Here is a 26,051-nt window from a genome sequence, read left to right as displayed (position 1 = left end):
GTCCTTCGTGCGGTGGCGGCGCAGCCGTGCGGGCCGCGCCGGCTCACTGAGCGGTCTTGAGGTACAGGTCGGTCAGCGGAGGCCGCTGCTCGGGGGTGCCGCGCAGGAGCGGCGTGAAGATCGGCTCGAACGGCCCGCGCTCCTGCAAGAGCTGCAGCGTGGTCACGCCGATCGACAGCCGGCCGGCCAGACGCGAGAGCCGCGGATCCGCCCGGGTCAGGGTGTAGAGGTCCTCGGTCCGCGCGGCGAGACGGGAGGGCAGCGTGGGGGAGGGCCTGCCGTCCAGCACCACCAGGAGCCGAGGGAAGACCGGGTACGTGTACTGCCACGCCGGCCTGGTCGAAGCCGCCGACCGGCGGGCCCGGTCGGGGTGCTGCGGCACGTACTCGTGCATCCGGCCGTACGCCGCGACCTTGGCCGCCAGCCGGGCAGCCGTCATCGTGGCGCGGTCCAGCTCCAGGAACAGCGTCATCATCGCCCGCTGCCCCCGCCGCACATGCACGTAGCTCAACACCGCGTCGCTGATGACGTGGTCGTCCTCGAAACGGCGCTGCCCGTCCCGGATCCGGTGGGCGACCTCCGGTGTCCAGTCGAGCGGCCCGCACTCGTGCCCCAGCCGAGCCGCGTGCCTCGCGAAGGCGATGCCCGTCTCGTTGACCGCCAGGGTGTGCAGCTGCCGGGCACCGGCGACCGCCTCCGGCGTGATCCGGTAGGGCCGCGGCTGAAGCTCCCCGCCGTCCTCCACGGACTGCGCGCCCTCCTCGGTCAGGAACCACAGGTACGGCGGCTTGGTAGGACGCCGCGTCTTGCGCTCCCCCTGCCCGGCCACCTGGGGCTGGTGGCTGGCCCAGATGCGCTGGACCAGGCCGGCCGCGAGGAGGCCGCGCAGCTGACGACGCAGGTAGGAGGCGCTCGCCGCCGGCAGCAGCAGCCGCTGCAGCTGATCGGTGGACATCACCCGGTGCTGGTACAGCACATGGAGCACCCGGGTGCCGATGGAGTGGAAGCTCGCGCGCTGCTCCACGCCCAGAGCAGGGGCATCGGTGATCATGCTCATACGACCACCGAGCCGCCGGCCGGGCCGTCGTCCTCGTCGTACGGCGGCTCTTCCTCGTCGTACGGCGGTTCCTCGTCGGTCGAGCCGCTGATCACGGTGCCCGGGTCCTTGCTGATCCGAACCCGCCCGTTCTCGGGCGCGTCCTCGGACTGGGCCTCGGTGTTGTCCGCGGCGCGCTTCTGGTCGCGGCCGCGGGGCACGTCGTCGTCATCGTCCGGCTGCACCTGGATCGAGGCGAGGGCACGCATGATCCGGTTGTCGAGCCTGCGGAGGTCGTCGAGGATGTCCCGGACCGGGCGCCGGCTCAGGTTCTGGTCGACGGACGCCGACAGCTTCGGCAGATCGTCGGGACGGTGGTAGTCCTCGTACAGCTCCTCGACGCTGGCACCCCGCACCCGGAACGGGTCGGTGCGCCCGTCGGCGAGGGTCACCGACATCACGTAGTTGTACGGCCGCAGGGCGGTGATGGTGTCCGGCTCGACCTTCTTGCCCCAGCGCCGGGTCACCAGCATCGCCTCGTCGACATCGCTGGCGGTCGTCGAGAGCACCGACAGGTTCTGCAGCAACCCCTGCCTGGTCGTCGGCGTCAGACGCTGCGCCATCTGCGTCATCGCCAAGAGCTTGACCCGGAACTTCCTCAGCTGCTCGGCGATCGCGGCCAAGGTGCCCTTGCTGGCCCCGTCGACCGCGGTGAGCTCGTCGATGAAGCAGTAGAAGTCCTTGCGGTCCGCCACGGGTATGTCCCGGCGCGACAGGCCGGCGCGGAACAGGTCGTAGATCAGCAAGCACGACACGATCCGGTCGGTGTCGCCCGTGCCCGACGGGCAGATGAAGACGACCTTGCCCTGGTCCATGGCGGTGCGGATGTCGTAGGTGGACAGCGACGACCCGAGGAACGCCTTCACGGCGTTGCTGCTGTCGAGGCGCTCGATGATGTTGGTGACGACCGGCGTCGCCTCGCCCGGGTACTTCTTGTAGGTCTTCTCCCAGAAGTCCCTCAGGTTCTTCGACAGATAGGGGACGACGGCGTCGCGCCACTCCTCGTCGGTGAGGATCGTGCGGATCTGGAAGATCGTCGGGGCGAGCTCGGGCTTGCCGGCCTTCGCGAGCAGCAGGGACAGCTCCACGAGCGACTCGACCGAGCGGGTGAGGATCGTCTTGGCACGGCCCGCCGAGTCGCTCCAGTTCAGCGCGCTGGAGAAACCCGTGACCACGTACTGGACGATGTCGGGGATGTCCTCCTCTTTGCGGTTCTGCATCGACAACGGGTTCCAGGACGCGACCATCGCGTTCATGTCGGGCGAAGTCAGGTCGATCTCCCAGATCCGCGGCGCGAGCTCACGGTGCGCGAGGTACGGCCGGGCCCGCTGCCAGCCGTCCCCATGCGGGTCCAGGAACAAGATGCCGTGCCCGTTGTGGGCCAGCGCGATGGCCTGGACGAGGGACATCTCCGTCTTGCCGTAGCCCGCCTTGCCGAGGAACAGAGCGAAGAGCAGGTAGCGCAACGGGATGCCGGCCAGGCGCTCGCCGCCGCCGGGCCGGGAGACCCAGCCGAGCGGCAACAGGTCGGGCTGGCCGGTCCACGAGGGCAGTCCCGGGTGGGGCGGCGGGACCACACCGCCGGAGCGCATCACGTTCGCCGCCGAGTTGTGCTTGGTCGGGGGCTTCAGCAGCCCGGCGATCTCCTCGCCGGTCACCCACCCGCGCCGGCGCGGGGCGAAGAGCCCCGTCTCGAAGCGACGGTCGAAGTGCTGACGGTAGAACACCGAGTCGGCGCGCAGCCGGGTGAGGCCGAGGTTCAGCCCGACGGGCCGCAGGTAGTTGTCGCCCGCCCAGCCCTCCAGGGCCGCGAGGAGCTGGTCCAGCAGAAGGCGCGGCCGGTGCGGGTCGGTGGAGCAGGTGCGCAGGAGCAGCTGAAGGTCGAAGACCGGGTTGACGCCCGGGTGGAACTTCCCCAACGCGGCCTTCATGTCGGTCGCGTTGAGCATGCGCTGCGGCCGGGGACGGCTGCCCGCGGCGGGACGCTGGGCCTGGGCGCCGCGCATCTCGGCGGCGATCTCCGAACCGATCGAGGACAGCCGGTCAAGGCTGAAGCCGGAGCCGCCCCCACCCTGGCGCGGCATCCCGGGGATGGCCGGCATGTCGTTCGGCGAGCGCCGGGCCGCGGCCAGGAGCCGGCTGCGCCTGCGGGCGACCTTGCCCTCGGCGACGGGGACCAGGTCCAGGACGAGGTCGGCTCGCTCCTGGAGGGAGGCGCGGACATCGGCGACCGCGGCGGCCAGGGCCTCGAGCGGATCGGGCTTCAGCGGGACGTCCCGCAGGGCCAGGTGGTCCGGCAGCGCCAGGGCCAGTTCGGCGCGCGCGACGTGGAGTCGGCGCTCGGCAGCCGGTGCGGTGTCCTTGGACAGGCTCACGGCCGCGTCGGAGTCGGACGAGTTACTCATGATCGTTTTCCTTCGTGCGGACGGTCAGGCGGCGGCGGTCGAGGCGCCGGTGCCGTCGTTGTGGACGCCGAGCCGGATCTTCGGGCGTTCGGGCTTGCTCTCCTGGCCGGTGACCGCGCGCAGCTCGCACTGGGCGTAGCCCTGGTGGCGCAGCACGGTCGTGGCGCGGGCGGGCCCTTCGACGCGAAGGGTCAGCGGACCGCCGACGGACATCAACCGCACGCGCATCGCGGTGCCGCGGGCCGGCAACGCCCAGCGGGACGTGCTGCGCTGGGCCCGCGCGATCTGCTTCGCGAAGCGCAGGACGTCCTCGAGCGCCGGGTCGAAGCCGTTGGTGGGGAGGACCTCGAACGCGGTGCGGTTGCTCAGCGTGGACCGGCTCATCAGCCGCTGCGCCGAGCTGACGGTGACGGCGACGGCGAGGGCGCAGGCGGCGACCCACCACAGGTTGCCCATGGCCCAGGACTGGGCCTGCTGGGCGAGCTCGGGGAGGTTGCCGACGCCGGAGATGATCTCGTCGATCACGTCGTTGGTCGTCATCGGCGGTCGGCCTTGCTGATGAGCGGGGCGGTGTTCAGGCGCTCGGACACGGGATGGCTCCAGGTGGCATCGGTCGGAGTTCGGCGGATGCACATAGAGGTGTGGAAGAGCCCCGGGGTGTGACAGCCCGCGGAAAGAAGTTCTGCGCAGCGCGATGGGACAGCAAAGGAGCCGGGGTCCGCCTGAGCGGACCCCGGCTCCAGTCGAGGTGTAGATTCCGGCCGGCCTCGTCGTCTTACACAGCCGCGGCCTGCGATGCCCTTACGCGTCCGGATGGCTTGTCGGTGACTTCATCCGGCCGATCGGTCAGATTGACAACTCACTGATCCCGCTGGGGGTGCTGCCGGCGGCACGCGGCTCGAACAGCTGCTTGCGTGCAGCGCTGTTGGCGAGTCGGACCGGGTCTACGCCCGGGTGCGAATCCCGTAGGACGGTAGGCATGATCAGTAGGTGGTGATCGAAGCGACCGGGCTCGGGCCAGTTGTCGGGCACGGTCACGGGAGCCTCCAATGAGCACAGACGCAAGATCTATGGGACGTTGTCCGGCTGAGTTGCCGCAGATGACCTGCTGATGACAAGTCAACCGGAACCTACACGGGGGACTATCCGACGTGCCGCATCTCGACGACGGTGTTCATGGGACCGGCGGACCCGGTCCACTGTGACAGGGGGGTGATGCGGACGGGCTTTCCCGTACGCGGCGCTTCGATGACCTCGTTGTTTCCTATGTACATGCCGACGTGGCCGGGGGCGGAGGCACTGCCGTCCGATCCGGGCGTGAACAGCAGGTCGCCCGGTGCCAGCCGGGACACGTCGCTGACGTGCGTACCGGACTTGACCTGGTCGAAGGTGACCCGGGGGAGGTTTACGCCGGCCGATGCCCACGCGAACTGCATGAGGCTGGAGCAGTCGCAGCCGTTGTTCCGGGCGTGGTCGAAGGGGGGCTTGCAGTCCCCGCCGTACTGGTACATCGTGCCGAGCGCGGTCCTGGCGGTGGCGATCGCCTGCGCGGCGCCGCCCGATCCGGAGGGCAGGGGAACGTTCCCGCCGCTGTCGAGGGCGGCCCACTTCCCGGCCAGGTCCCGGATCGTCTTGACGTACTTGCGGGTCTCGGTGATGGGCGGGATGCCGCCGGCCTTCTGCACGGCGTAGGGGCCAGCGTTGTAGGCCGCGAGCATGTTGTCGGTCTTGTCGCCGGCGACGTCTTTCACCTGGTTGGCGAGGTAGCAGTCGTAGGCGATCGCCGCAGGGATGGCGTCCTGGGGGTTCCAGACGTCCTTGACGCCGTCACCATTGCCGTCGACGCCGTGCTCGGCCCAGGTGGTGGGGATGAACTGCGCGATTCCATCGGCGATCGGCTTCTTGACCTTCTCGCCCGTCTTGGGGTCGGTCACCCACTCGAAGGACTGGGCGGTCGGGTCGAAGCTGCTCTCGCTGTAGATCTGCGCGGCGATCAAGGACGCGGTCACCTCGGCGCACCCGTACTTCCCGATGTTGTTGAGGATGAGCGTCCTGTATTCGGCGGGCACGGGTGCGTTGTCCGCGATGCCGCCGCCGAAGCCGGCGTTCTCCATGCCGCCGCTGGTGTTGTCGCTGCCCACGGCCATCGCTACCGCGACGACCGCGGCGATGACGATGGTGAGCAGGAGGCCGCCCAGGCTGGTCAGAGCGAACATGACCTTCTTCATCTGCGCCCCCTGCTCACGCGTCGGGCAGCGCTGTGACCAGCCAGGTCCCGGCCTGGCTGCGCGCGAGCTTGAGGGCGACCTGCTCGTCCGTACTGCTCGGCTTGCCGGCCGCAGGGGTGACGGTCAGCCGGTACTGCACCCGCACCCAGGCCGTGTCGGACGTCGGGGCAGGAGCGCCGTCGGGAACGGCGACGCGGGAGATCTCCGCTGTGACGAGCGCCTGGGCCTGAGTCCACTGCTGCCACTGGCGGGCGCTGCCGGCGGAGGTGGTCGTCAGCTGCTCGGCCAAGTCCTTGCTGACGTAGGCGACGGCACGGCGGGCGGCGTCGTCGTAGGAGCCGTCCTTCCCCGGCCGGGCGTCGTGCCCAGTCCAGGCAAGGACGAACCGGCGGGCGGCGGTGGCGACGTCCTCCGGCACCGGAGCGACGCTCGGGGCAGCGTCGCCGGCCGGCGTCGGCGAGGGGCTGGTGCTGGAGGAAGGCGTCGCCGCCGGGTGGCTCGGGGCGCTGTCCGAAGGCTCGGTGTTGCTCTCCGCTCGGGTCGCGGCCGCAGTCGGTGCCGAGGCTGACCTCGGAGCGGACGACGGTCCGTGGGTCAGTAGCGCGATGCCGACGCAGGCGAGAAGGCCTGACGTCGCGAGCAGGGCCACAGTGCCCGCGGTGCGGGGGCGTCGCTGGCGATCGGTGTGCGGCATGGGGGTACCCCGTCCGGTGGTTCGAAGTGGTCGCGCACAGACGGCGCGAGAAGGGAGCGGGGCTGGTGGGGCCCGCGGGGCGGACCCCACCAGCGGGATCAGGACTTCGGGCGCGGCGGTCCGGCCGGCCGCTCGGCGCGGCGGATGCGGCGCGGCGGACCTGAGCTGGAGCCGGAGCTCGGAGCGGCTGGCGTGCTGCCGCTGCCCGGGCCGGCCGCCTTGGGCGCCGGCGCCTTCGGCGGGTTGGGCAGGGCCGGAACCGACGCCGGCCCGCCTGCGGACTGGCCCTTCGGCGGAGCCACCGGCGTGCTCTTCGAAGCCGTCTTGGGCGTCGCCTTCGGAGCGGATGCACCCGGCCGCGGAGCCGTTCCCGGAACACGGGGAGCGGTGGCGGCGACCCTGGTTCCCATCGGCGTGGACGGCTTGGGCGGTGCCGTGGGCTGTGCCATCCCGAGCTGGATGTTCGCGCCGTGGCGTCCCACGAACTTGCTCGCGGTGGCCACGTTGCGCACGTACTCGTCCTTGAAGGCCTTGGCCTCGCCGTACTTCTTGTCCACCCGGGCGGCCGTCCGGTCCTTGACGGCGGTGAGCTGGCCCTTGACCTGGTCGGCGCGGGCCTTCGCGGTTGCCGTGCCCCGCTTGGCCGCGGCGACTCCCCGCGGGATGCCGACCGGTGCGCCGACGGTGGCCAGGGCTGTGAACTTGGTGGCCTTCCACCCGTACTTGCCGGCCGCGGCCGCCACCTTGCCGGTGGCCATGGTGGCTCGGCCGCCCCTGGTCTGGGACAGCTTGTTCGCGGCGGCCGTGGCCAGGCGCTTCTTCAGGGTCTGCTTCGCCACGTTCTGCGCTGCGATCTTTGCCGCCGTGGCGGTGCCGCCGGTGCCGACCGCGGTCGCGACGTTGGTGGCCAGCCTCGCGGCCGCGCGCACCCGGCCGCCCTTCTTTCCGGCCTGCGGCGGTCCGGTCCACAGCTGCTTGGCGGTGCGGCCGACCTTGCTGAGCGGCTGGGTGACCTTCCGCGCTTCACCGCGGGCCTCACCCCAGACCTGCTTGAGGCCGGGGGCGGTCTCGGCGTACCGGCCGGGGGTGTTGAAGACGCTCTGCCGTGAGCCGCCGATGCGGGCGTTGGCCAGCCTCCTGTTGAGGTTGACGGAGATCTGCCGGGCGGTCTCCTTGATCTTCTTGTGCCCGGCGAGTCCGGCGATCGCGGTGATGTCGATGGCGATGAACTTGACCGCCAGGACGCTGCCGGTGTCGGCGCGGACGAGCGCGATGATGATCAGAATGAAGATCGCCAAGAAGAGGATCGACAGGACCACGGCGAGTACGGCCTTGGTGATCGCTGACACCCAGCGCCACAGGACGGCGCGCCCGCCGCCGGGCAGGATGCCGGCGCACAGCGCCCAGTGGCCGCGGATGCCCTCGAAGGCGATCCAGCCCTGCGCGGTGAGGAAGCCGCCGGTGACCAGGACCACCAGGACCGAGACGATGATCGCGGCCAGGGCGACGAACGCGGCGCTGAAGGTGAGGTCGGCGGACGCCTTCTTCGCCTGGATCTTGGTGTTCTGGCCCTGGCACGCCTTGGTGAACTGGTCGCCGGCGTTGAGGAGCTGGTCGCTGTAGGACGCGCCGCCGGGGTTCGCCCGGGTGGCCTCCCAGAAGTTGAGGCCCTTCTGCTGCCAGTTGTATTCGACGAGCTTGGCCTGGGCGAAGGCCTCGGCGCACTTCCCGTCGAAGACCTGCCCGTAGAGCATGAGCTGGGTCGGCTTGACGATGAAGGCGTCGACCAGGGCGTCGGTGATCGGCTTGCTGACGGTGGAGGTCTGGGCCTGAGTGTGGCTGGGGTCGTTGGAGAGGACCAGGCTGGAGATCTGCAGGGACAGGTCCTTCGACTTGCCCAGCAGGCCCTCCTGGGACAGCAGCATCGTCGACCCGCCGGGGCTGGGCTGGTCCTGGGTACCGAGGAGCACCTGGGCCGGCGAGAGCAGCACCGTGGTGGCGATGGCGGCCACGACCAGGGACATCCCTGCCTCGGCGAAGCCCCGCGACTTCTGTTTGAACATGATGTGCCAGCCCGCGTAGACGCCGGCGAACGTGAGGAACAGTCCCGGCAGGCCCAGGCGGTTGATGACCTGGTCGCGGATCGTCGTGGCGATGTGGTCGACCGGGCCGACGAGGATCTTGGCCAGGCCGAAGTCGAGCGCCCACTTGATCAGCCAGCAGGCGAAGCCGATGAACCACTTCGCGACGCCGAAGAACAGCTGCGCCAGGATGTTCCAGATCTTCAGGTCGATGTCGGTCCAGTCCCCGGTGTCCGCGCTGACGGTGTAGGCGGAGATCGGTACGCCGTACTGGTCCTTGACGTTGAAGGGCTGGAGGAGGCCGTCGGAGCCGTCCGTCGGTGGCTTGCTCAGGTCGTCGACGGGCTTGCCGTCCGGCGGCGCCGGGGTCAGGCCCGGCCGCGGCTCGGTGATCGGGTTCGTCGGCGTCGGGTTGGGCGCCGGCGTCGGCTTGGGGGACGGGGTGGAGCCCGGCGCGGAGGGGGCCGGGCCCGGCGACGGCGTCGGGACCGGGTCGGCCCAGGCCAGGGCGGCGAACAGCGCGAGGAAGACGGCGATCGGAATCGCGAGGAGCCAGATCCGGCGGCGGCCGATCGCCGGGCGGCGTGCGGTGGCGCGGCGGGCGCTCATGCGAAGCTCTTCTCAAGCACCGGGACCGCGTCCAGCTCGTCGACGTCGGCGTCCTTGCCGCCGGGGGTGGTGTGGATCGCGTCGGCAGCGCGCTCATCCGCCGGGATGAGTACCTTCATGCCGCCGATCCGCTTGCGCAGGTCGCGGTACAGGCACTCGCCGGCCCGCAGCAGCCGCTCGGTGTCGGAGACGTTGATCGGGCTCAGGTTCTCCGTGATGACCTTGAGCATCTGCGGGTCGGCCGGGTCGAGGTCCAGGAACTCCAGGCACCGGCTCGCCAGCGTCTTGCCGCGGTGGCGGAAGACGAAGATGTGGGACAGCAGCGACCTGATCTTGTCGCCGATCTCGCTCCGCGGCCCGATGTCGTACGGGTCGTGGCTGCCGGCGAAGACACCCGCGAAGTGCTTGCGGCCGTCCGCAATGATCTCCAGGAGCAAGTTGGAGCCCTCCGCGCTCGAGGTCAGCCACCAGCACTCGTCCAGGAAGACACCCGTGAACTCGGCCGGGTTGGAGAAGGCGATCTCCCTGCACAGGGCCGTGATGAGGTACATCAGGCGCCAGCCGAAGAGCTTTTCGATCTCCAGGCTGCCGAGTCGGTGCTCGGCCAGCTCTTCCTTCGTCGGCAGGCCGATCCGGTCGACCGCGAAGACGATGCTGTCGGCGTTGGTGATCTGGACGACCGGCAGCGTCGGGTCGAAAATGACCTTGCCCAGGTCCTTCTTGGCCAGCGCGCGGAGGGTACGCACGAGCTCCGAGGCGGAGGCGCGCACCGCGGCGTCGTTGGGCTCGTCCGGGTCCGGGGTCTTGGCACGCCGGGCCAGCGTGTCGACCAGGGCGCTCATGCTCGGGTTCGGCGCAAGGCGGGTCGCCTCGATGGCCTCGGCCAGCGTGACGCCCTCGACGCTCATGGAACCGATGCCCAGCAGAGGGGTCAGGAAGGACTCGCAGTACCGCGCGGCCCGTGGCCCGCGGAAGACCCGCAGGGGGTCCAGGGATATGCCGGCCATCTCGTCGACCCGGATGATCTGCGTGGTGCCCGGGCACGCGGCGGCGAACCGGCTCCATTCCTGCTGCGGGGTCCGGTCGATGACCAGCGCCCGGCCCCGGCTGCCGGCGGTGCCCTCGCGGTGGCCGGTGGACAGAATCGAGTGCATGGCCGTCTTCATGGCGACGCTCTTGCCGGAGCCAAGCTCGCCGACGAACGCCGCGGAGGCGCTCGCGTTCACCTTCGGGCCGTGGCTGAAGTCGACCAGGACCGGTCGCACGCCGCCGCCGTTGAGCTGGAGCCCGTACAGGCTGCCGGTGTCATCGCCGAGCGCGGCGCCGCAGAAGGGGAGGGCCATCGCGAAGTCGCGGGCGAGGAGGTACTGGGTGTAGTCCATGACGGGCTTGGGCGTGGGGACGCCGGGGAGCATCGCGTGGAAGAGGGCGGCCTGGTCGCCGACCGGCCGCACCAGCGTGTAGTCGTTGCCCCCGAAGTGGGCGGCCAGGCTGCTGGCCTTCTCGTTGGCCTCGTCCGCGTCGGCGCCCCACACGCACGTCATGACGGTCGCCCGGATCTCGACCTCGGTCGAGGAGGAGGTCAGGCGGTCGCGGTACTCGTCCAGCTGGAACGAGGCCTTGTCCAGGGAGGCCGGCACGCCTGCGGTTTCGCCCTCGTACTCGCCTCGTTGGTGGGCGAGCTCGCGCTGCTGGCGGCGCGATCGGGGCTCGGCCTTGGAGCCGGCCTCAATGTGCAGGCGGACGGCCCAGTCCACGGGGAACCCGAAGTCATCGAGGGCGCTGAGGTACTCGCTGCCGGGGAAGACGAAGCTCTCGGGCATCTCGGACAGGACGCAGAACGCCTGGTAGGAGTCGCCGTGCTCGGTCGACGACTTCAGGTAGCGGCGACGGAAGGGGTTGACCGGTGCCTTGGATCCGCTGTCGCTGCGGGCCCCTTCGTCCAGGAGCACCTGGGTGTGCGCGGTGACCGTGTGGCCGCGGCCCCGCAGGGAGCGGGCGGCTCCCTCCTCGGGCAGGAGCGGCTCGCTGACGCCGCGACGGGCGCTGTGTCCGTATATCCAGAGGATCTCGGCCTCGGTAGCCGGCCTCATCTTGATCCCGGTCGGCCAGGAGGCGGCCATCCGCCGGGCATCGGCGAATCGCTTCTCCTCCTCGGCGACGCTCACCGGCGGCACCGGCATGCCGAGCGTGGAGAGCAGCTCCCCCTGCGCGGAGGCGAACACGGCCTTCGCCGACTCCTTGAAGTCGGCGGCCGGCAGCGGAACCGCGATGAAGTCCACCCGGCCCGTCAGCTCCCAGTCCTCCAGCTGGTCGAGGACCTTCAGGGACAGGTCGATGTACTCCGGCGACTTGTCGAGGTCCACCCCGGAGGTCATGCGTGTGACCACCGACGCCGCGTCGACCTGCGGGCACAGCGACAGCAGTAGGACCTCGCCGCGCAGCGACTTGAAGAGCGCTTCGAGGGCGTCCAGCCGCTCCCTCTTCGTGGCCCGGGAGGCGTGGGTGTAGTTCTCGGAGTCCACCTTCCACACGCCCCACACTGCGGCGTTCTTGGTCCAGAGGAGGTGGCCGCTGATGTGCCGGACGGGGAGGCGCATGGGATTCCTGCTTTCGGTGCGAAGTACGAGGGGTGCCGCGCCGGTCGGCTCCGGAGGCCGGGCCGGCGCGGCGAGTGGAGAGGAGGTCAGGGGGCCGGGACGGTGCCGGCCGGTGCCTCGTAGGGAGCGGTGATCCGGTTCAGGGCGGCGCGGACGCGCGCGGCGTTGCCGGTGATCCAGGAGGCGAAGACCTCCTCGCTCACCTGGCCGCGGCAGGCCCGTGCCTCCTCCGCGGGGCTGCCGGCCCGCGCGGCGGCCGCTTCGAGGTGCTTCATCGCGGCGACCAGATCAGTGATCAGCGGCGTCTCGATGAGGGCGACCTTGCGCACGTGGTCGCAGGAGGCGGCCGGGACGAGGGAGGCCGGGGAGATGGTGTTCATGCTGGTAGTCCTTCGGAAGTAGAAGTAGGGGTCATCGCTCGTCGAGCGAGGCGAGCAGTGCCTGCAGGCCGGACCTGGCCGGCGGGCGGGTCGCGGGCGTCGGCGCGGCTGCGACCGGAGCGGGCTGTGGGGCGGGGGCCCGGCGCGGAGCCGGCCGGGCCGCCGGCTTCCGGGCCGCGGGGACGGCCGCTGGGACCGGCTTGGCCTGAGCGGCCCGAGGGGGAGTGCGCACGTGGACGGTGCAGGTGGCGCCGGCCAGCCGCGGCCGGCGCCGGTGCTGGGGCGAGCCCGCCAGCCGGCCGTCGGCCGGGGTCGACGCGTAGACCAGGAGGCTGCGCAGCGCACGGGCGGGATCGCGTCCGTCCAGGCGGGCGTATCGCAGGACCCAGGCCGCGCCCCAGGGCAGGATGACCATCGCCAGGACGTTCATGACGCCGAAGTGGGCCCACAGCTGCCGGGTGATGACCAGGAGCAGGAAGGTGGCGACCATCGTCACGATCTGCGTGATCGTGTACGGGCCGCCGGGGAGCCGCCCGGCGCCCGGGAGCTTCCCGATCACCAACGGGTGCTTGCGCGCCCGGGTGTAGGAGTGCCCGATCAGCTGTTCCTCGTCGGCGCTCACAGCACGGGCCCGTCGCCGGCTGCGGGCGGCTGGATCACCGGCGGGACCACGAGGTGGATGGCCTTGGTGCCGGTGTCGTTGATCTCGGAGCCGACCTTGCCCTGGAGGCTGGGCATGTTGGCGATGCCCCACAGGACAAGCGCGCCGAGCAGGAATGCGACGGCGGTGGCTACCCAGGACTTGGTGCGCCAGTAGGCGCCGATGATGGCGACGACGACCAGGACGCCGGCGACCAGCTTGACCAGGGTGCCGACCTGGTTGGTCTTGGTCGTGGCCCAGGTGAGGATGTCGCCGGCCAGCAGGACGGTGTTCGGGTCGGTGGTGGTGTGCATCGTTCTTCTCTCTGGATCACAGGGTTAGGAGCTCGACGGCGACGGCGAGGGGCTGGCCCCTGTGCCGTCCGTGCCGCCGGAGTTGGGGGAGGGGGCGACCAGCGCAGGGGTGCCTCCGCGCTGGAGCACCGGGGCGGACCCGAGGGAGGCGACCTCCCAGCGGCCGCCGCGCGAGCGCAGCGTCAGCGCGTAGGTCAGCGGGTACGTCGCGCCGGAGGTGTCCTTGGCGTTGACCGTGGCCAGGGCCTGGCGGACGGCGCCGTCGGTGGGGACTGTGGTACTGCTGGCGTTGCCCGAGTCGTCGGCGACGTCGGTGATCTCGACACCGGCGTACGGCGCCGGGGCGATGGCCTGCAGGGTGACGCCGGGGGAGGTGTACCGATCGAGCTCGCCCTTGCCGGCGAGGTACGCGCTGAGGAATCCGGCGATCGTCTGCGTTGCGGGGTCGGCCGGGTTGCTGCCGCGGTCGGTTCCGTAGCCGAGCCCGCTGGGCTTCAACGCGCCCGGTGCCGCGACCTGGGCCGGCAGGGCCGTCGCCGCGTAGCCCGCCGCTCCGTCGTCGGACTTCTTGCTCCCGCCCGCAGACAGGGGGCCGAGCACCTGGACGGGGACCTGGTAGTACTGCAGGCCCGCGTCGGCCCAGGCGCCCTTGGCGTCCTTCTGCGCCACCCGGGCCGCGACGGTCACCGTCCAGTACCCCGGCTGCACCTCGCGGCTGGCCACCGCCACGGTGCGCGTGGTGCTGCGCGTCCCCGGCTGGTTGGTCAGTGTGATCGACCCGGCGAAGTAGGGGCTGAGCGAGCTCTCGGTGCCCTGCCCCGCCTCGATGTAGGCCGCCACGTACAGCTGCGCGAATCCGCTGGGCCCGGTGTCGGCGACCGACTGCGCGGCCGGTGCCGCGGCGGGCGCACTCTGGGCCGGGGCAGAGGTGCCGAGCAGCGACGCGACCCCCAGCAGCGGGCCGGAGGCGATCAGGACCCAGGCCCCGATGCGGGCCAGCCGTGTAGCGCCGGACAGGCTGGCGGTGCTGGTCTGCCAGCCGGTCTCGTCCTCGCTGTCGACGACGTCCGGCTCCGGGTGCGCCGCGGGGACGTCGTCCCACGTCTCGTCCTCGGCCGCCGGCCGGCGGCGGAGCTTCACGACGCCCTCCGCTCGGCCTGGGCGGTGATGACGGCGCGGATCCGCTCGCGCAGCTCGTCGGGGGTGCGCTGGAGCATCGACTCCCAGGACTGCAGGGCGGGCTCGGAGTCGCGCTCCATGAAGCAGCGCAGGGCCTGGTGCACGCCGCGGTCGAGCGGGGCAAGGACGAGCGCGGTGCCCAGCTCGGTCAGCTGGCGGCGGGCGCGGGCGACGCGGGTCTCGTCCTCGTCGAGGAGAGAGTCGGAGGGTCCGTGCGGGCCGGCGAGGGAAGTGGACACAGTGGTACTCCCGGTCTCGGTGGTGGGGCTGGGCGGAAAGAGGTCGTGGATGCGGATCGCCACTAGAGGTGTCGATCGGGGCCGCGGTGTGACGGTCGGCGGCCGGGAACTTCAGACGGTGGCGAGGTAGCCGTTCAGATCGGCGTCGCGCAGGGGGCGGACCGCCCGGCTGGCGCGCTGGCGGAGCCGGGCGCCTTCGGCTCCCATGGCGCGGGTGGTGCGGAACGCCTGGTCGGGGTCGAGCGAGGTGCTGAGGTAGTACTCCGTGATCCGCTGGGCGTCGGAGACCTTCAGCGCCTGGATGTCGACCGCCCACATGACCAGGGCCAGGAGCTCGGTACGGGCCTCGCCGTCGGTCAGCTCCGGCTCGTCCTGGCTGACGAGGTCGAGCTCGGCGGCGTGCGCCAAGAGGTCGGCGAGCTCGAACTGCAGGAGAGGGTCCGGCGACTCGGTGCCGATGAGCGGCACCTGCGGGTCGCCGGCCAGCGGCGCCAGCGACCGGGTGATCTTGCGGAGCTCGCGGCGGTCGTCGAAGTCGTCGGCCAGCGTGCTCTGGGCCAGCATCAGCGTGTCCATCGACAGGTTCGCGAAGATCGCTCGAGGACGGCGGTCCAGCGGGTAGGTGCGCACCACCTCGAACAGCGCGCTCAGGACCGTGCTGAAGATGACCTCCCAGTCGACCCCGGGCCGCAGCTGGGTCTTGGCCATCAAGATCGCCTTGGGCAGGAGGATCCGGACGGCGACCCGCCAGGCCACCTGTCCGTCGAAGTCGTCGGCGGTAGCCCGCCGCAGCAGCGCGGCCAAGGCCTGGTCGTGGCCGGCCCAGTCACCGCGGCGGAAGAGCTGGACCAGGCGCTCGACGACGTCCTGGGGGGTACGGACGCCGGAGAACTGCTCGTCCTCCTCCGACCAGCGAAGGATCCGGTCCGCGGCGCGGGGGTCGTAGCTGAGGACCTCCCAGTCGCGGTTCATGCGCTGCAGGGCGCCGTACCCGGACCCGGGGAGAGCGGTGGCAGAGGCGGTGCGGTTCTTGGTGGCCACGTCCGTGCCCGTCCTTTCGCGTCATCTGGCTGATGTCGCTCACGCTCTTCGCACCCCCCTTGTCCGCGGCCTGATCGACTTCCGCGGCCGGTGCGGTCCAGGGGAAACGCCGATGCGGTCCGGCTGGACAAGGGGTGCGCGGACAAGGGGGTGCGGTGCGCGGACAAGGGGGTGCGGTGCGGTGCGGTGCGCGGACAAGGGGGGCCGCACCGCACCACCGGCCCCGACCGCACCGCACCACCGGGTGCGGCGCGCTGATGCGGTGCGGTGGTGCGGTCGCCGTCCGCACCACCGCGATCCAGGCCGTCATCCCTGGGTGCGGTGCGGTGGTGCGGGAGGTGCGGTGCGGACGCTGCACCACCCCCTGCGGCCCAAGGCGATCAGGGCAGAGAAGCCGGCATGGACGCGGAGGGTGACCAGAGGGGAGAGATCTCTCCCCGTGTGAGCAGCTGCCGGCCCGACCCCGCGCCTTCGCGGCCGCGGACACCGAACGGGGCTGGGCGCGCGTCGGGCGGGAGGGAGCTGACCCCGGTCCAGGAGAAACGCGGTCGGGGCTGACCTGGACAAGGGGTGCGGCCAGACACCGGACAAGGGGGTCAGGGTGCATACCGGGCCCTGGACAAGGGGGTGCCCCGGACGGCGGTCGAGCTGGACAAGGGGTGCGGCCAGACACCGGACAAGGGGGTCAGGGTGCATATCGGGCCCTGGACAAGGGGGTGCCCCGGACGGCGGTCGAGCTGGACAAGGGGGGCCGCCAGACACCGGACAAGGGGTGGTGACCAGAGGGTCCTTCCCGGACAAGGGGGGCTGGCCGCTACGTTCCGCAGTCGCGGAGACGGAGCCGGGCGGGGGCGTTCGGCTCCGCGCACGCGCCTGTCGACGGGGCGGCTGGCCGCCGCACCGCACCACCGCACCCCAGGCGTGGTGCGGCCGGTGCGGTGCGGGTGCGGCCGGTCCCGCGGAGCACAGCGCACCATCTGCACCTGCCTCGACCGCACCACCGCACCGCACCACCGCACCGGGCAGGCGGTGCGGTGGTGCGGTGCGGTCGAGGCGGAGATCGCGGGCACTCCGCACCCGGCGCACCGCACCCTCGGTCCGTAGCTCCGAACCCCGTGGTGCGGTGGTGCGGAGCTCGCGTCCGACGACGGTCTCGGAGTGCCCGCACCACCGCACCCGGCGCGCCGTCCCGTCCAGGGTCAGGGTCGGGTCCGGACGGGCATGGTGGTCAGACAGCCGCGGCGGCGATCTCCACGATCCGATGGCGGACACAGACGCTGCGGGCCGGGAGCGCGGGGCGGTCGCACAGCGCGCCGTCCGCACCGCCGATGCACGGCACAGGTTCTGCGGTGGGGCAGGAGGGGCGAGTCACGGCCTGCGGCAGCCCGGACATCTCGGAGCGGCAGAGTAGGCAGGAGCCGTCGACGAGGGCCTGGCCGATCAGGAAGGTCCGGGCACCGCACCCGGTGCACGTTCCGCGCGGCGGTCCGGCGGGTTCGGTCCGAGGGGCCGGGACAGGGTGGCGGATGGCGTCGTCCAGGGCGCAGTCCGTGCAGGATCCGGCAGGCCCGGGCCTGGTGCCGTGCTCAGGGCACAGACCCTCCGCCAGGCGCTGACTGCGCTGGCGTGCTGCGGCCCGGTCGGCGACGACTTCCGCGCATACGTCGCAGCGCTGCCCGGTTGACCACATGACGCCGCTCTCGCAGTCCTGGTGCCCGCAGCCCCAGCGCGGCAGAGCCACGCCGAGCAGCCACCGGCCCGGATCGCGGATCTCCGAGGCCATCGTCCGGGCCGCGCGGATGGCTAGGCGGTGGCTGATGCGCTCCGCGGCCATCCCTTCGCGCAGCTGCCGGCCGACTTCCCGGGCGATCTTCCGCGCGACGAACGTGCTGTCGACCCGCTTCAGCAGCCAGTGGACAGGCTCCAGCACCGCATAGATCTCCGGGCTCATCGTCAGCTGCGGGCCGCTGTACGCCCCCCGGGAACCCGTTGAACGGACGATCGTCGGCTTGGGGATGACGGGCTGGTTGTGTGCATCCGCGCGCAGCGCGAGAGCCGCCGAAGCCCGGTTGCGCGGCTTGGGGACCGGCGGGTTTTCCACAGGCGCAGCGCCCTCTACTACCTGAATCTCGCCTACGGCGGGTGAGCCAAGCGCACCCGTGTCCTCCGGTCGGTCAGTCCTAAGTGTTTCCTTATTCGCGAGGGATCCCTCATCTGCCAGCGGACCCGAACCCTCACCAACCGGAGGACTGTCCGTCTCGGCCGGAAGGATGCCTGCCTGCCCCTGCCGGGCCTGTTCCGCGTCGTCGCCGGAGGCCGGGCCGGCCAGGCCGGAGACCTCTTCTTCTCCTGGCGCGGCGGCAGGGGCGATGTCGTGAGCGGTGAACAGGTGGCGTCCGCGGGCTCCGGCGCGGCGCCGAACCGTCAGCCACCGGGCCGTCTCGAGCTCGTCGACCACCTGGCCGGCCGCCGTCGCGGTCAGCTGCTGGCCGGCCTTCTCGCCGGAGTGGTGGAACAGGGAGCCGGCGAGCTCCCCCTCGGTCAGCTGGATGCCCACCGCCTGCGCGTACGCGATGATCGCGTACGCGCGCAGCTGGCGGGGCGTAAGGTCCTCCGCGGCCGCCACCGGCACCCACACGAAAGTCTCCGTCCGCGACATGGGCCTGGTCCGGCGGAGCGCCGAGGTCCCTTGTCCGCCGCGTAGCGTGCGCCGCTGGGAGAGCAGCTCCACAACCTGGTCCGGAGCGGGCCGCGACAGCTGCGCGAGCCCTCTCTCCACGGATGCCTTCGAGAGGTGCAGGTACGAGGCGATCGTCGCGGACTTCGCCTGGCAGCCCTCCTCGCGCATGCCGAGCGCCTTCACCTTCACGTACACCGCCAGCGCGATGTCGGCGTAGAAGGGCGAGGTGACCAGTCGCATCGGCACCTTCACCCGCTGCCGTCGGACGGGCACGCCGCAGAGCGCCGCGGCGGGTCCCGCTGCCGCCGCCGGAGCGGGGCGCTCGCGTGAGGCGAGCGGTGAATCAGAGGAAAGAGCGGTGGTGGGCACACTTCTCCTGGCACAGCGGCCCATGGCTCACTGCGCTGGGTTTCGCAGCCCCCGCCGGTCACAGAGGGGGCTGTCGTGTTGTCGATGTGGGCGCGGTCCTCGGCCGGTCAGAGGTGGGTGTCGGCCATAGAGGTGTGCGGGCCCGGTTCGGTGTGACGGGGAAGGCGGAAGAATTCGGCCCCCCTTGTCCACACCCGGACCCACTGCCTCCTCGGCGCCTCTCCGACCTGGCCGGAACCAGGGGCTGACCTGCTGGACAAGGGGGTGCGGCAGCGCCGTTCTCCCCTCGCCCGCCGTACGGGCCGGCGAGTCAGCCGAGAGCGGGACGAACCGTGGACCGGAGACGGCGCGGCGGCGGGCCGCCAGCAGCCGGACAAGGGGTGCGGGCAGCGGCAAGAAGCCGTGCCGGTGCGGGCCCGTGCATCCCGGCGGTGGGCATGCGCGAGGAGCCTCGGCGCGCGGATCTGGTCGCACGGGCCGGGGCAGTGGCCGGGATCAGACCCTGTCGGCGGGGTCTGAGCTGACAAAGGGCATGGCGGTACTGCAAGATGTACTCCGTCCTCTCCGGGCCTGGCCCGGGGTACGACAAAGCCCCGCTTGGGGCAGCTGCTGGTGAGGCAGTGATCATCAGACCGCGAGGTCTGAACCTCGCTCAGGGGAGCGGCAAACTCCCGCTGAGCGGTGAAGGCCGGGTCGAGGAGCGGCAAACTCCGGGACCGGCGGTGAAGGGCGAGGAGCGGCCTGGCAAAAGGCGCCCGCCCGGCGAACTACGACATCCCGCCCCCCTCAATCGGGGCAGTGCGCCCATCGCGCGAGCCGCACAGCAGAACAGCCCGCTGCGGCGACGTCGAAGACGCCGCTCGATCAGCGGGCTGACTGAGTGCTTGCGCGTGGGTGCGGGTACGCTTCACCACGAGACACCGCCTTATCGGTTCTCGGTTCGATAAGCCCCCGCGACTTGCTCAAGGTCGCGGGGGCATCGTGCATTCTCGGGGTCGATGCTAGATCGACTGGATGTCACCCTATCCCCATACCTGTCGTATGTGGACAGCCGATTGATGGTCGCCACACATGGCGCGCACACACCAAAAACCTGTCATGTCTCTGGCATTTCAGGCGGATTGCCAGCTGACCGCGACAGATGCACGCGATCGGCGCGAATCGCCGTCAGCTCGCAGAAGACGGGTTGGCCCTGGTGGAAGCCGGTCCGCTGGATGAAGTGCACGGGGGCGGAGCCGGACTTCAGCACGCGGGCCTCGTCGGCGGTCGCAGCTCTGGTCGACCAGCAACTGCGGATGCCGTCCTGCCCCAGCCCGTGCTCCGCGAGCAGTCGCTCCTCGTCGACGCCCTCCGGCTCCAGGAGTCGACGGGCCACATCGGCCACCGACCGCGGGGTGCAGAACTCGCGAAGCGCCCACGGCGCCCCCGCGTACCGGTGCACGGTGCTGCGCACCGCCACCGTCATCCCGTCCGGGCCCTGGAGGAGTCGGGCGACCGGGCCCGGCGCTTGGCGGATCTCCGCGCGCAGCTCCCCGCCGTGGCCGAGTTCCTCCTCGCCGGCGGGCAGAAGCTGCCCGCCCTGCGTCCAGACGACCTCGAACGCCGAAGGGGCGCCGATCACCCGGTAACCGCGCTTGGGGAGCGACTCCACCAGCCCTTCTTCGACCAGTGGCCCGAGGCCGGCCATGACCGTGTTCCGGACCACGCCGAACCGCGGAGCGAGCTCCCGGCTGGACGGCAGGAAGCTGCCTCGGGCGAACTCGCCGGCCACGATCGCGCGGCGCAGTTCGGCAGTGACTTTGTCCTGCTGGCTCGGCTGCGACATGAGGCACATCTTGCCGTACCGGCGCGGGCGGCCCCGGGCCCTGGTCCGCTTCATCGAGCATCCCCCTTGACGTGGTCGATCTTCAGGTGCACCATCATCACACATCTGGCTCAACTGGAACGAGCCAGATGAGCCAGATGTGTCTATGAGTGATGGAGTCCCGCCATGAACGCCCGAACCCGAATCGCCGTTGCCGCCGCCTTCACCACGGTGCTGGCCCTCGGCGCCACCGGCTGCTCCCTGGACGGAAGCAAGGCCGACCAGCCCTTCATGGACGCGCCGAAGGGCGCGATCAACAAGCAGCCGATGGACATCGTCGTGATGAGCGACGGCTTCTCGAACGTCGGCGCTAAGTGCGACGGGCCGAACCGCGTGTACGTGATCTTCCACGGCAACGACAAGTACGGCTCCCTCGCCGTCGCCCCGAACGACCCGCGCTGCACCACGCGCTGACCTCAGGCCGTGCCCAAGCACGGCGCGGACCGGGGCGGCCACCACCGTCGAACGGTCCGCCCGATCCGCGCGCTCCACGCAAGCGGCCTCCGGGGCTGGACCCCCGGAGGCCGTGCGGAGCGCGCCGCCCCCCGCTTCACAGGAGACGACAATCCATGAACAGCATCATGATCGCAGGCCAGTCGGCCCGTGCCGAGACGCGATCGGCCGCCAACGGCACCGACGAGGCGGACATCGCCCTCTACCTCGCCCAGGCGGACCCGATCGACGTCCTCGCCGCCGGCGGATACCTCGCCGGCCGCGACGGCAATCTCATCGCCCGAGAGCTGCGCCGGCCGCAGCTGCGCAAGGCCCTGGAGCACTCCGTCTGCCACACGGTGGCTCCCGACCCCGACCACTTCTACCAGGGCGACGAAGAGCCCGACGCCACCTGGCGCCGCCGCAGGGCCGCCACCATCCGCGACCACTGCTCGGTCTGCCCCGTCCGCGCCGTATGCGCCGAGCTCGCCCTCCGGGACGACGACCCGGACGGCGTCCGCGGGGGCCTGTCCCAGCAGAAGCTCGCCGTCCGCCTGAAGACCGAGCACGAGCGACTGGCGAGCGCCCGCGCCGAGGACACCCGATCCGCCCTCGCCCAGTCCGACCGGATCCAGGCCGGCGCCGATGTCCAGCGCATCGCCCAGCAGTACACCGGCAACTCCATCCCGGCCAACCGGCGAGCCGAGAACACGGCCGCGATCCTCGCCGCGGTCCAGCACCGCGACAACCTCCGCCGCACCCATCGGGCTGCGGCCGGCTGGACGGAGGCGGCGTGATCCACCACCTGGCCCTCCGCACTGCCGCAGCGTCCTCGACCCCCTACCGCGCCGGCGCCACCACCCAGCAGTCGACCGGCCAGCCGTACCGCGGAGGTTACCGATGATCCGCTACATCCGCGCGAGCACCCTCGCCGGCCTGCTCCGGACGGCGGCGACCGCGCGCCACGAGGCCCGAACCGCCCGCCGCGAGCTGACCGAACTGCGCAGCCGCCACCGCCGCCTGATCAGCCACCTCGCCCGGCGCGAACCCGCCCAGATCCTGGTCGTGCCGGTCCCCGCCACGGCCGACACCGACCAGATCAGCCCGTTGACCCTCCTGCTGCTCGCGCTGTGGCACCAGGCCGCCCTTGAGCGCGAGGCGTTTCGCACCTGGGTCACCGAGGAGCCCGCCCTCGTCACTGCCGCAGAGCTGCAGGCACGCGCCGCCGAGGCCGCCAGCGAGGCCGCCCGGAGGCACAGCCCGTGACCCTCGACCAGCTCCCGGGAACGACGCTCCCCATCACCGAGCTGCTCACCTCCTGGCAGTTCGTCGCCGGCGCGGTCGTTCTCACCCTCGGCCCGGCGCTCGCCCTGCGCCGCCGGCGGGCCGTCCACGCCGCCCTCGACGACAAGCAGCGCTCCGCTGCCGCCGACCTGTACGGACGCCGTCTCGAAGACCGCCTGACCATGGTTATCGCCGCCGCGGCAGCGGCCCTGTCGGCGACCGGGCTCCGCCGTGTGGGCCGTCACCAGATGGGCCTGAGTGACCCGTTCGACCTTCTGCCCTTCGTCGCCCTCGACGTCGCCGCGATGGTCTGCGGCCGCCGCGCGCGCCGCCGCGCCCGCGCCGGCGAAGGACCAGGGCTGTCCGGTGTCCTCTTCTGGGTACTGGCCGGCACCAGCTCCCTGTTCTCCGCAGCCGAAGCCGCCTCGTTGCTCGGCGCGGTCGTCCGCGCCGTGTGGCCGATCCTGGCCGCGGTCCTGTGGGAACTCGGCTCCCTGGAAGAACGCCGCGCCGCCCGCAGCAGCCGCGCCCGCCCGGACCGCCGTCTGGCGCTGATCCGCCTCTTCCACCCCGTCGAGGCTGTGCGCGTCGCCCTGCTTCTGGCCGCCCGCCAGGACCTGGCCCAGGAAGAGGCCACCGCCGAGGTCCGCGTCTCCCGGGCCGCCTTCCGCTGGTACCGGCTGCGCCGCGCCCAAGAATCGGTCCGCAAAGCCGGCCGACCGAGCCGCTGGGCATACCGGCTCCTGGAGGCACGAGCCGACAGCCGCGCACAGACCGCCAGCGAGCGCGCCCGGTGCGCCGACCCGGCCGTGCTGGAACAGGTCGTCGGCCGACTGCAGCTCCGCGTCCGGCAAGCGGAATGGGCCGGTATGAATCTGCGCTCCGCCGCGGCCTTCGAAGCCATGCGCGGCACGCTGATCGGAGCCGTCGGAACCGTTCCACCTCATACCGGCACCACCCATACCGGCACCCCGGACGACCCGGCCTTTCCCGAAGAACCGCAGGTGGGGAGCGGTATGGGGGCCGCCGACGGTATGACCGACGTCCTGGCGGACGCGGAGGTGGAGGAGCGGTTCGTCCGCCTCGTGCCACGACGCCGCGACGGCAAGCTCGCGTGGGGCATCAACAAGTGCGCCAGTGCGGTCGGCATCGGCACACCCCGAGCCCGCAAGTTCCACAAGTCCCAGGACACCTGGCTCCCGGCCGCGGTAGCCCGGTATGGCGTCGGCACGGCAGCCCCGCTGGAACGGCACGTCGACCAGGCCCTGGCCCTGGTCACCGCGGTTCCTGAAGCACCCGACACCGAGGGCCAGCCGACACACCAGACCTTCGACGACGAGCTCCTGCTCGCCGGCCTGGCCGACGGCTACCAGGTGCTTCCCGGCTCGAAGCTCCTCGTCCCTGCGGGCGCCGGCCGACGCTGACCCGCCCCGCCCCACCTGCCTCGCTCTGCGGACGCCGGCCCCGGCCGCCCGCCAGCTCCCGAATTCTCGTGAGGACCCGCCATGCCCAGCCCCGCCAACACGCCGGCCCAGTCCTTCGACGACCACGTCGCGGACGTGCTCGCCCTTGTCGCCGACCGGCAGCCCGCGCTCTCCCCGCGCGTCCCCGCGCACCCGTGGCCCGCCGGACGCCCGCACCTCATGCTGGTCCCGCCTCTGACCGGCCGCGCCGCCGAGAACCGCGAGGCCCGCCGATGAAGATGATCTCGACCGGGCGCCGCCGAGCAAACCCCACCGACGCGCCCCGGAGCCAGCCCGGCGCCGACTCCGCCGCGATCGGCGGAGACGAGCTCAGAGCCCGGGCCTATGTGAAGGCCGCCCTGGGGGAGACGGACACCCTCGCCCCGACTCGGTGGAACCACCCCGCCGCCGAGGGAGAAGGGGAGCACCCCGCCGTCGCCCCGGGGGTCGAAGTCCATCACCACCATTACTACTACGCCGAGATGCAGGCCCCGACCGCCGGCCGGGACCGGATGTTCGACTTTTCCTGGATCGTCGCGGACAAGGCCCGCCTGAGCGCAGTGGCCGCAGGGGCGCTGATCCAGCCCGCCCTCTACGCCCTGGCCCACGACGCCGGCACGGCCGCGCCCGTCGGGATGGCGTTCATGGCCGCCCTGATCACGGGCTCCTGGCGGCTGCGCTACCCCGGCGCGGTCACCCGATGGCTGTTCACCCTGAACGTCTCCGCCGCCGTGCTCTACGGACCCACCTTCCTCCTGATCGTCACAGCCCTGACCGGAGCCTCCTGATGTTCACCACCGCCACGTACGTCACGATCGGCGGCCTCACCGTGGCCCTCTCCTTCCTCGTCTGGCGCGGAGTGCGCTTCTTCCGCCACGACCTGCGCAGCTGGAAGGCCCTCATCCCCTTCCTCCTCGGCCAAGCACTCGGCATGCTGTCCGTCCTGTGCACCGGGGGAGCGCTCGGATACTTCTTCGGCTTCGTCGCCCACGTCATGAACATGGGCGGCGACAAGGTCCTGTCCGGCGCGACCGGATCGGCCACCCCCGCAATCCACGGCGGCGCCCACCCCGGAGTGATCACCCCGTCCGGCGCCATGGTGTTGGTGCTGCTCTGCGTCGGCCTGGCCACCGCCTGGAAGTCGATCACCAAGTCCGTCTCCCTCGACTTCGGGCTCGGCGCTGCCTCCGGCAGCGGACTCGGACTGTCCGCAGGTGGCGCCGGCTTGGCCGCAGCCACCCTCGTCCCCCTCGTCAACGGCATCGGCATCCAGATCACCGGCGCCTTCAACTGACCCACTGATCCACGCCGCGGTTGCCGCCGCCCGCCCGCCCAGCCGGCAACCGCGGCACCGCCAGGAGCAGCAGCATGTCCGCCTCCCCCGCATCCTTCGACGAGTCCGACAAGGAAGCCGTCGACTCCGGCCCCCGCGACGATCCCAACGACCCGCCCCTACCGGACCGGCCCGCCCGAGGCGCCGCCCTCACCGCGTACGTGCACAAGATCGCCGTCCGGGAACGCTCCGTCCTCGCCAACGGCACCCGCCACACCGCGCGACAACTGAGCCGCTGGTGGAACGCCCAGGACCTCTCCCCGGAGTACCTGACCGCCTTCCACCTCAACCACCAGCACACCCAGTGGAAAGACCGCCGCACCGCCGACCTGCGGGAGATCAACACCCAGCTCAAGCACTGGAAGAACTCCAACGAGCATCAGGCACACCGCCAGCGCGCCCTCTACTCCCGTGAGGCGAACGCCGTCCGCGGCGAAACGTTTACCCCCTGCCCGCCCAGCAGCGCAGATCTCGCAGCCACCCGCACCGCCCGGGCCCGCAACCGGCGTCTGGGCACCACCGTGCTGGTCGCCATCTCCGTCGCCCTCGGCGCACAGAACCCCGCCCCCGCCGCTTACACCGCCGCCACCGTCACCCTGCTCGCAGGAGCAACGGCCTGGATCCAAGGGCGCAGGCCCACTGTGCTGAACCCCCCGCCGCCCCACCTCGGATTCCCCATGCCCGAGCCGGCCCCCGGCGTCACCAGCGCAACCCAGTCCGACACCACCCCGTACCCCATCGCCCGAGCGACCACCACCGACGAAGCAGCAGAGTGCATCCTGCGCGCCCTGCGGGCCGAGAACATCCCCGTCGCCGAAATCACCGACGTCGAGCAGCAGCCCTGGGGCTGGCAATCCACCATCCGCGTCTCCAAAGGCACCCCCGCCGCGATCATCGACAAGGCCCCCGACCTCGAGACGCTTTTCGACCTCGGCAAGGGCGACGTCATCGTCCAGACGCTGAAGAACCGCACCGCCTGCGCGACCCTCCTGCTACGCCAAGGCGACATGTTCGCCGATCTAGCACCCGCGCCCTACCTCGCGCCGAAGTCGATCAGCATCACCGACCCCGCCGTCTACGGCGGCTCCGCCAACGGCCGCCCCCTCGCCTTCCCCCTGGC

At 71.6% G+C, this 26,051-nt stretch carries 22 protein-coding genes and 1 pseudogene; 8 read left to right on the top strand and 15 right to left on the bottom strand.

Annotated elements, in window-relative coordinates; translation table 11 throughout:
- Positions 1–43 precede the first annotated feature (43 nt).
- The 15 genes from ACIBEC_RS18875 to ACIBEC_RS18805 all read right to left on the bottom strand — a co-directional run bounded on the left by ACIBEC_RS18875 (position 44) and on the right by ACIBEC_RS18805 (position 20,380).
- Positions 44–1,057 (bottom strand): replication-relaxation family protein, encoded by a 1,014-nt coding sequence (locus ACIBEC_RS18875; protein ID WP_396287992.1) that lies wholly within the window; start codon positions 1,055–1,057, stop codon positions 44–46.
- Entirely contained in the window at positions 1,054–3,501 is a 2,448-nt protein-coding gene (locus tag ACIBEC_RS18870) for an ATP/GTP-binding protein (protein WP_396287991.1), read from the bottom strand. Before ACIBEC_RS18870 ends, ACIBEC_RS18875 begins: the two co-directional genes overlap by 4 nt.
- Positions 3,502–3,525: 24 nt before the next feature.
- A complete protein-coding gene (locus ACIBEC_RS18865) occupies positions 3,526–4,041 on the bottom strand; it encodes a hypothetical protein (protein ID WP_030230701.1) in 516 nt (171 codons plus the stop codon).
- A 602-nt stretch (positions 4,042–4,643) separates the two neighbouring features.
- Positions 4,644–5,729, bottom strand: a complete 1,086-nt coding sequence (locus ACIBEC_RS18860) for an NlpC/P60 family protein (RefSeq protein ID WP_396287990.1) — start codon at positions 5,727–5,729, stop codon at positions 4,644–4,646.
- A gap of 13 nt (positions 5,730–5,742) precedes the next feature.
- Positions 5,743–6,147, bottom strand: a complete 405-nt coding sequence (locus ACIBEC_RS18855) for a hypothetical protein (RefSeq protein ID WP_396287989.1) — start codon at positions 6,145–6,147, stop codon at positions 5,743–5,745.
- Positions 6,148–6,521: 374 nt separating this feature from the next.
- Positions 6,522–9,113, bottom strand: a complete 2,592-nt coding sequence (locus ACIBEC_RS18850) for a hypothetical protein (RefSeq protein WP_396287988.1) — start codon at positions 9,111–9,113, stop codon at positions 6,522–6,524.
- Complete coding sequence (locus ACIBEC_RS18845; RefSeq protein ID WP_396287987.1) at positions 9,110–11,713, bottom strand: ATP-binding protein; 2,604 nt, start codon at positions 11,711–11,713, stop codon at positions 9,110–9,112. Before ACIBEC_RS18845 ends, ACIBEC_RS18850 begins: the two co-directional genes overlap by 4 nt.
- 86 nt (positions 11,714–11,799) lie before the next feature.
- Positions 11,800–12,093 (bottom strand): hypothetical protein, encoded by a 294-nt coding sequence (locus tag ACIBEC_RS18840; protein ID WP_030230716.1) that lies wholly within the window; start codon positions 12,091–12,093, stop codon positions 11,800–11,802.
- A gap of 31 nt (positions 12,094–12,124) precedes the next feature.
- The gene (locus ACIBEC_RS18835; protein ID WP_396287986.1) at positions 12,125–12,715 is read right to left on the bottom strand and encodes a hypothetical protein; all 591 of its coding nucleotides are present in this window, start codon (positions 12,713–12,715) and stop codon (positions 12,125–12,127) included.
- Positions 12,712–13,047 (bottom strand): hypothetical protein, encoded by a 336-nt coding sequence (locus tag ACIBEC_RS18830; protein WP_030230721.1) that lies wholly within the window; start codon positions 13,045–13,047, stop codon positions 12,712–12,714. Before ACIBEC_RS18830 ends, ACIBEC_RS18835 begins: the two co-directional genes overlap by 4 nt.
- Positions 13,048–13,071: 24 nt before the next feature.
- Positions 13,072–14,187: a conjugal transfer protein gene (locus ACIBEC_RS18825; protein WP_396287985.1), complete on the bottom strand. Its 1,116-nt coding sequence runs from the start codon at positions 14,185–14,187 to the stop codon at positions 13,072–13,074.
- Complete coding sequence (locus ACIBEC_RS18820; RefSeq protein WP_396287984.1) at positions 14,184–14,465, bottom strand: hypothetical protein; 282 nt, start codon at positions 14,463–14,465, stop codon at positions 14,184–14,186. The genes ACIBEC_RS18825 and ACIBEC_RS18820 overlap by 4 nt, the downstream gene beginning before the upstream one ends.
- A 111-nt stretch (positions 14,466–14,576) precedes the next feature.
- The gene (locus ACIBEC_RS18815) at positions 14,577–15,506 is read right to left on the bottom strand and encodes a hypothetical protein (RefSeq protein ID WP_051708990.1); all 930 of its coding nucleotides are present in this window, start codon (positions 15,504–15,506) and stop codon (positions 14,577–14,579) included.
- Positions 15,507–16,734: 1,228 nt separating this feature from the next.
- The gene (locus tag ACIBEC_RS18810) at positions 16,735–18,426 is read right to left on the bottom strand and encodes a hypothetical protein (protein ID WP_396287983.1); all 1,692 of its coding nucleotides are present in this window, start codon (positions 18,424–18,426) and stop codon (positions 16,735–16,737) included.
- Between the two features lie 1,225 nt (positions 18,427–19,651).
- Positions 19,652–20,380, bottom strand: coding sequence for a GntR family transcriptional regulator (locus tag ACIBEC_RS18805; protein ID WP_396287982.1), 729 nt, complete (start codon positions 20,378–20,380; stop codon positions 19,652–19,654).
- A gap of 165 nt (positions 20,381–20,545) precedes the next feature.
- On the opposite strand from ACIBEC_RS18805, the gene ACIBEC_RS18800 reads away from it, so the two are divergent.
- The 8 genes and pseudogenes from ACIBEC_RS18800 to ACIBEC_RS18765 all read left to right on the top strand — a co-directional run.
- Positions 20,546–20,833 (top strand): hypothetical protein, encoded by a 288-nt coding sequence (locus tag ACIBEC_RS18800; RefSeq protein WP_030230738.1) that lies wholly within the window; start codon positions 20,546–20,548, stop codon positions 20,831–20,833.
- 155 nt (positions 20,834–20,988) lie between these two features.
- Positions 20,989–21,648, top strand: a complete 660-nt coding sequence (locus ACIBEC_RS18795; RefSeq protein WP_396287981.1) for a WhiB family transcriptional regulator — start codon at positions 20,989–20,991, stop codon at positions 21,646–21,648.
- A gap of 103 nt (positions 21,649–21,751) precedes the next feature.
- Complete coding sequence (locus ACIBEC_RS18790; protein WP_396287980.1) at positions 21,752–22,117, top strand: hypothetical protein; 366 nt, start codon at positions 21,752–21,754, stop codon at positions 22,115–22,117.
- Positions 22,114–23,559 (top strand): hypothetical protein, encoded by a 1,446-nt coding sequence (locus tag ACIBEC_RS18785; protein ID WP_396287979.1) that lies wholly within the window; start codon positions 22,114–22,116, stop codon positions 23,557–23,559. The genes ACIBEC_RS18790 and ACIBEC_RS18785 overlap by 4 nt, the downstream gene beginning before the upstream one ends.
- A gap of 81 nt (positions 23,560–23,640) precedes the next feature.
- Positions 23,641–23,835, top strand: coding sequence for a hypothetical protein (locus ACIBEC_RS18780; protein ID WP_396287978.1), 195 nt, complete (start codon positions 23,641–23,643; stop codon positions 23,833–23,835).
- Positions 23,832–24,386, top strand: a complete 555-nt coding sequence (locus tag ACIBEC_RS18775; RefSeq protein ID WP_396287977.1) for a hypothetical protein — start codon at positions 23,832–23,834, stop codon at positions 24,384–24,386. The genes ACIBEC_RS18780 and ACIBEC_RS18775 overlap by 4 nt, the downstream gene beginning before the upstream one ends.
- Positions 24,386–24,892: a hypothetical protein gene (locus tag ACIBEC_RS18770; RefSeq protein WP_030230748.1), complete on the top strand. Its 507-nt coding sequence runs from the start codon at positions 24,386–24,388 to the stop codon at positions 24,890–24,892. The genes ACIBEC_RS18775 and ACIBEC_RS18770 overlap by 1 nt, the downstream gene beginning before the upstream one ends.
- A gap of 74 nt (positions 24,893–24,966) precedes the next feature.
- Positions 24,967–26,051 (top strand): annotated as a pseudogene (locus ACIBEC_RS18765) (hypothetical protein); the annotation flags it as partial.

Source organism: Kitasatospora sp. NPDC051164 (assembly GCF_044455625.1).
In the GTDB taxonomy this organism is placed as follows: Bacteria; Actinomycetota; Actinomycetes; order Streptomycetales; family Streptomycetaceae; genus Kitasatospora.
This window is presented reverse-complemented; position numbering and strand designations above follow the sequence as displayed.

Excerpts from the sequence above, each read along its gene's own strand:
- ACIBEC_RS18775 (WP_396287977.1), top strand. The coding sequence starts at position 23,832 with ATGAAGATGATCTCGACCGGGCGCCGCCGAGCAAACCCCACCGACGCG.
- ACIBEC_RS18780 (WP_396287978.1), top strand. The coding sequence starts at position 23,641 with ATGCCCAGCCCCGCCAACACGCCGGCCCAGTCCTTCGACGACCACGTC.
- ACIBEC_RS18830 (WP_030230721.1), bottom strand. The coding sequence starts at position 13,047 with ATGCACACCACCACCGACCCGAACACCGTCCTGCTGGCCGGCGACATC.
- ACIBEC_RS18865 (WP_030230701.1), bottom strand. The coding sequence starts at position 4,041 with ATGACGACCAACGACGTGATCGACGAGATCATCTCCGGCGTCGGCAAC.
- ACIBEC_RS18800 (WP_030230738.1), top strand. The coding sequence starts at position 20,546 with ATGAACGCCCGAACCCGAATCGCCGTTGCCGCCGCCTTCACCACGGTG.
- ACIBEC_RS18845 (WP_396287987.1), bottom strand. The coding sequence starts at position 11,713 with ATGCGCCTCCCCGTCCGGCACATCAGCGGCCACCTCCTCTGGACCAAG.
- ACIBEC_RS18795 (WP_396287981.1), top strand. The coding sequence starts at position 20,989 with ATGAACAGCATCATGATCGCAGGCCAGTCGGCCCGTGCCGAGACGCGA.
- ACIBEC_RS18790 (WP_396287980.1), top strand. The coding sequence starts at position 21,752 with ATGATCCGCTACATCCGCGCGAGCACCCTCGCCGGCCTGCTCCGGACG.
- ACIBEC_RS18850 (WP_396287988.1), bottom strand. The coding sequence starts at position 9,113 with ATGAGCGCCCGCCGCGCCACCGCACGCCGCCCGGCGATCGGCCGCCGC.
- ACIBEC_RS18870 (WP_396287991.1), bottom strand. The coding sequence starts at position 3,501 with ATGAGTAACTCGTCCGACTCCGACGCGGCCGTGAGCCTGTCCAAGGAC.
- ACIBEC_RS18805 (WP_396287982.1), bottom strand. The coding sequence starts at position 20,380 with ATGTCGCAGCCGAGCCAGCAGGACAAAGTCACTGCCGAACTGCGCCGC.
- ACIBEC_RS18770 (WP_030230748.1), top strand. The coding sequence starts at position 24,386 with ATGTTCACCACCGCCACGTACGTCACGATCGGCGGCCTCACCGTGGCC.
- ACIBEC_RS18810 (WP_396287983.1), bottom strand. The coding sequence starts at position 18,426 with ATGCGACTGGTCACCTCGCCCTTCTACGCCGACATCGCGCTGGCGGTG.
- ACIBEC_RS18860 (WP_396287990.1), bottom strand. The coding sequence starts at position 5,729 with ATGAAGAAGGTCATGTTCGCTCTGACCAGCCTGGGCGGCCTCCTGCTC.
- ACIBEC_RS18840 (WP_030230716.1), bottom strand. The coding sequence starts at position 12,093 with ATGAACACCATCTCCCCGGCCTCCCTCGTCCCGGCCGCCTCCTGCGAC.
- ACIBEC_RS18875 (WP_396287992.1), bottom strand. The coding sequence starts at position 1,057 with ATGAGCATGATCACCGATGCCCCTGCTCTGGGCGTGGAGCAGCGCGCG.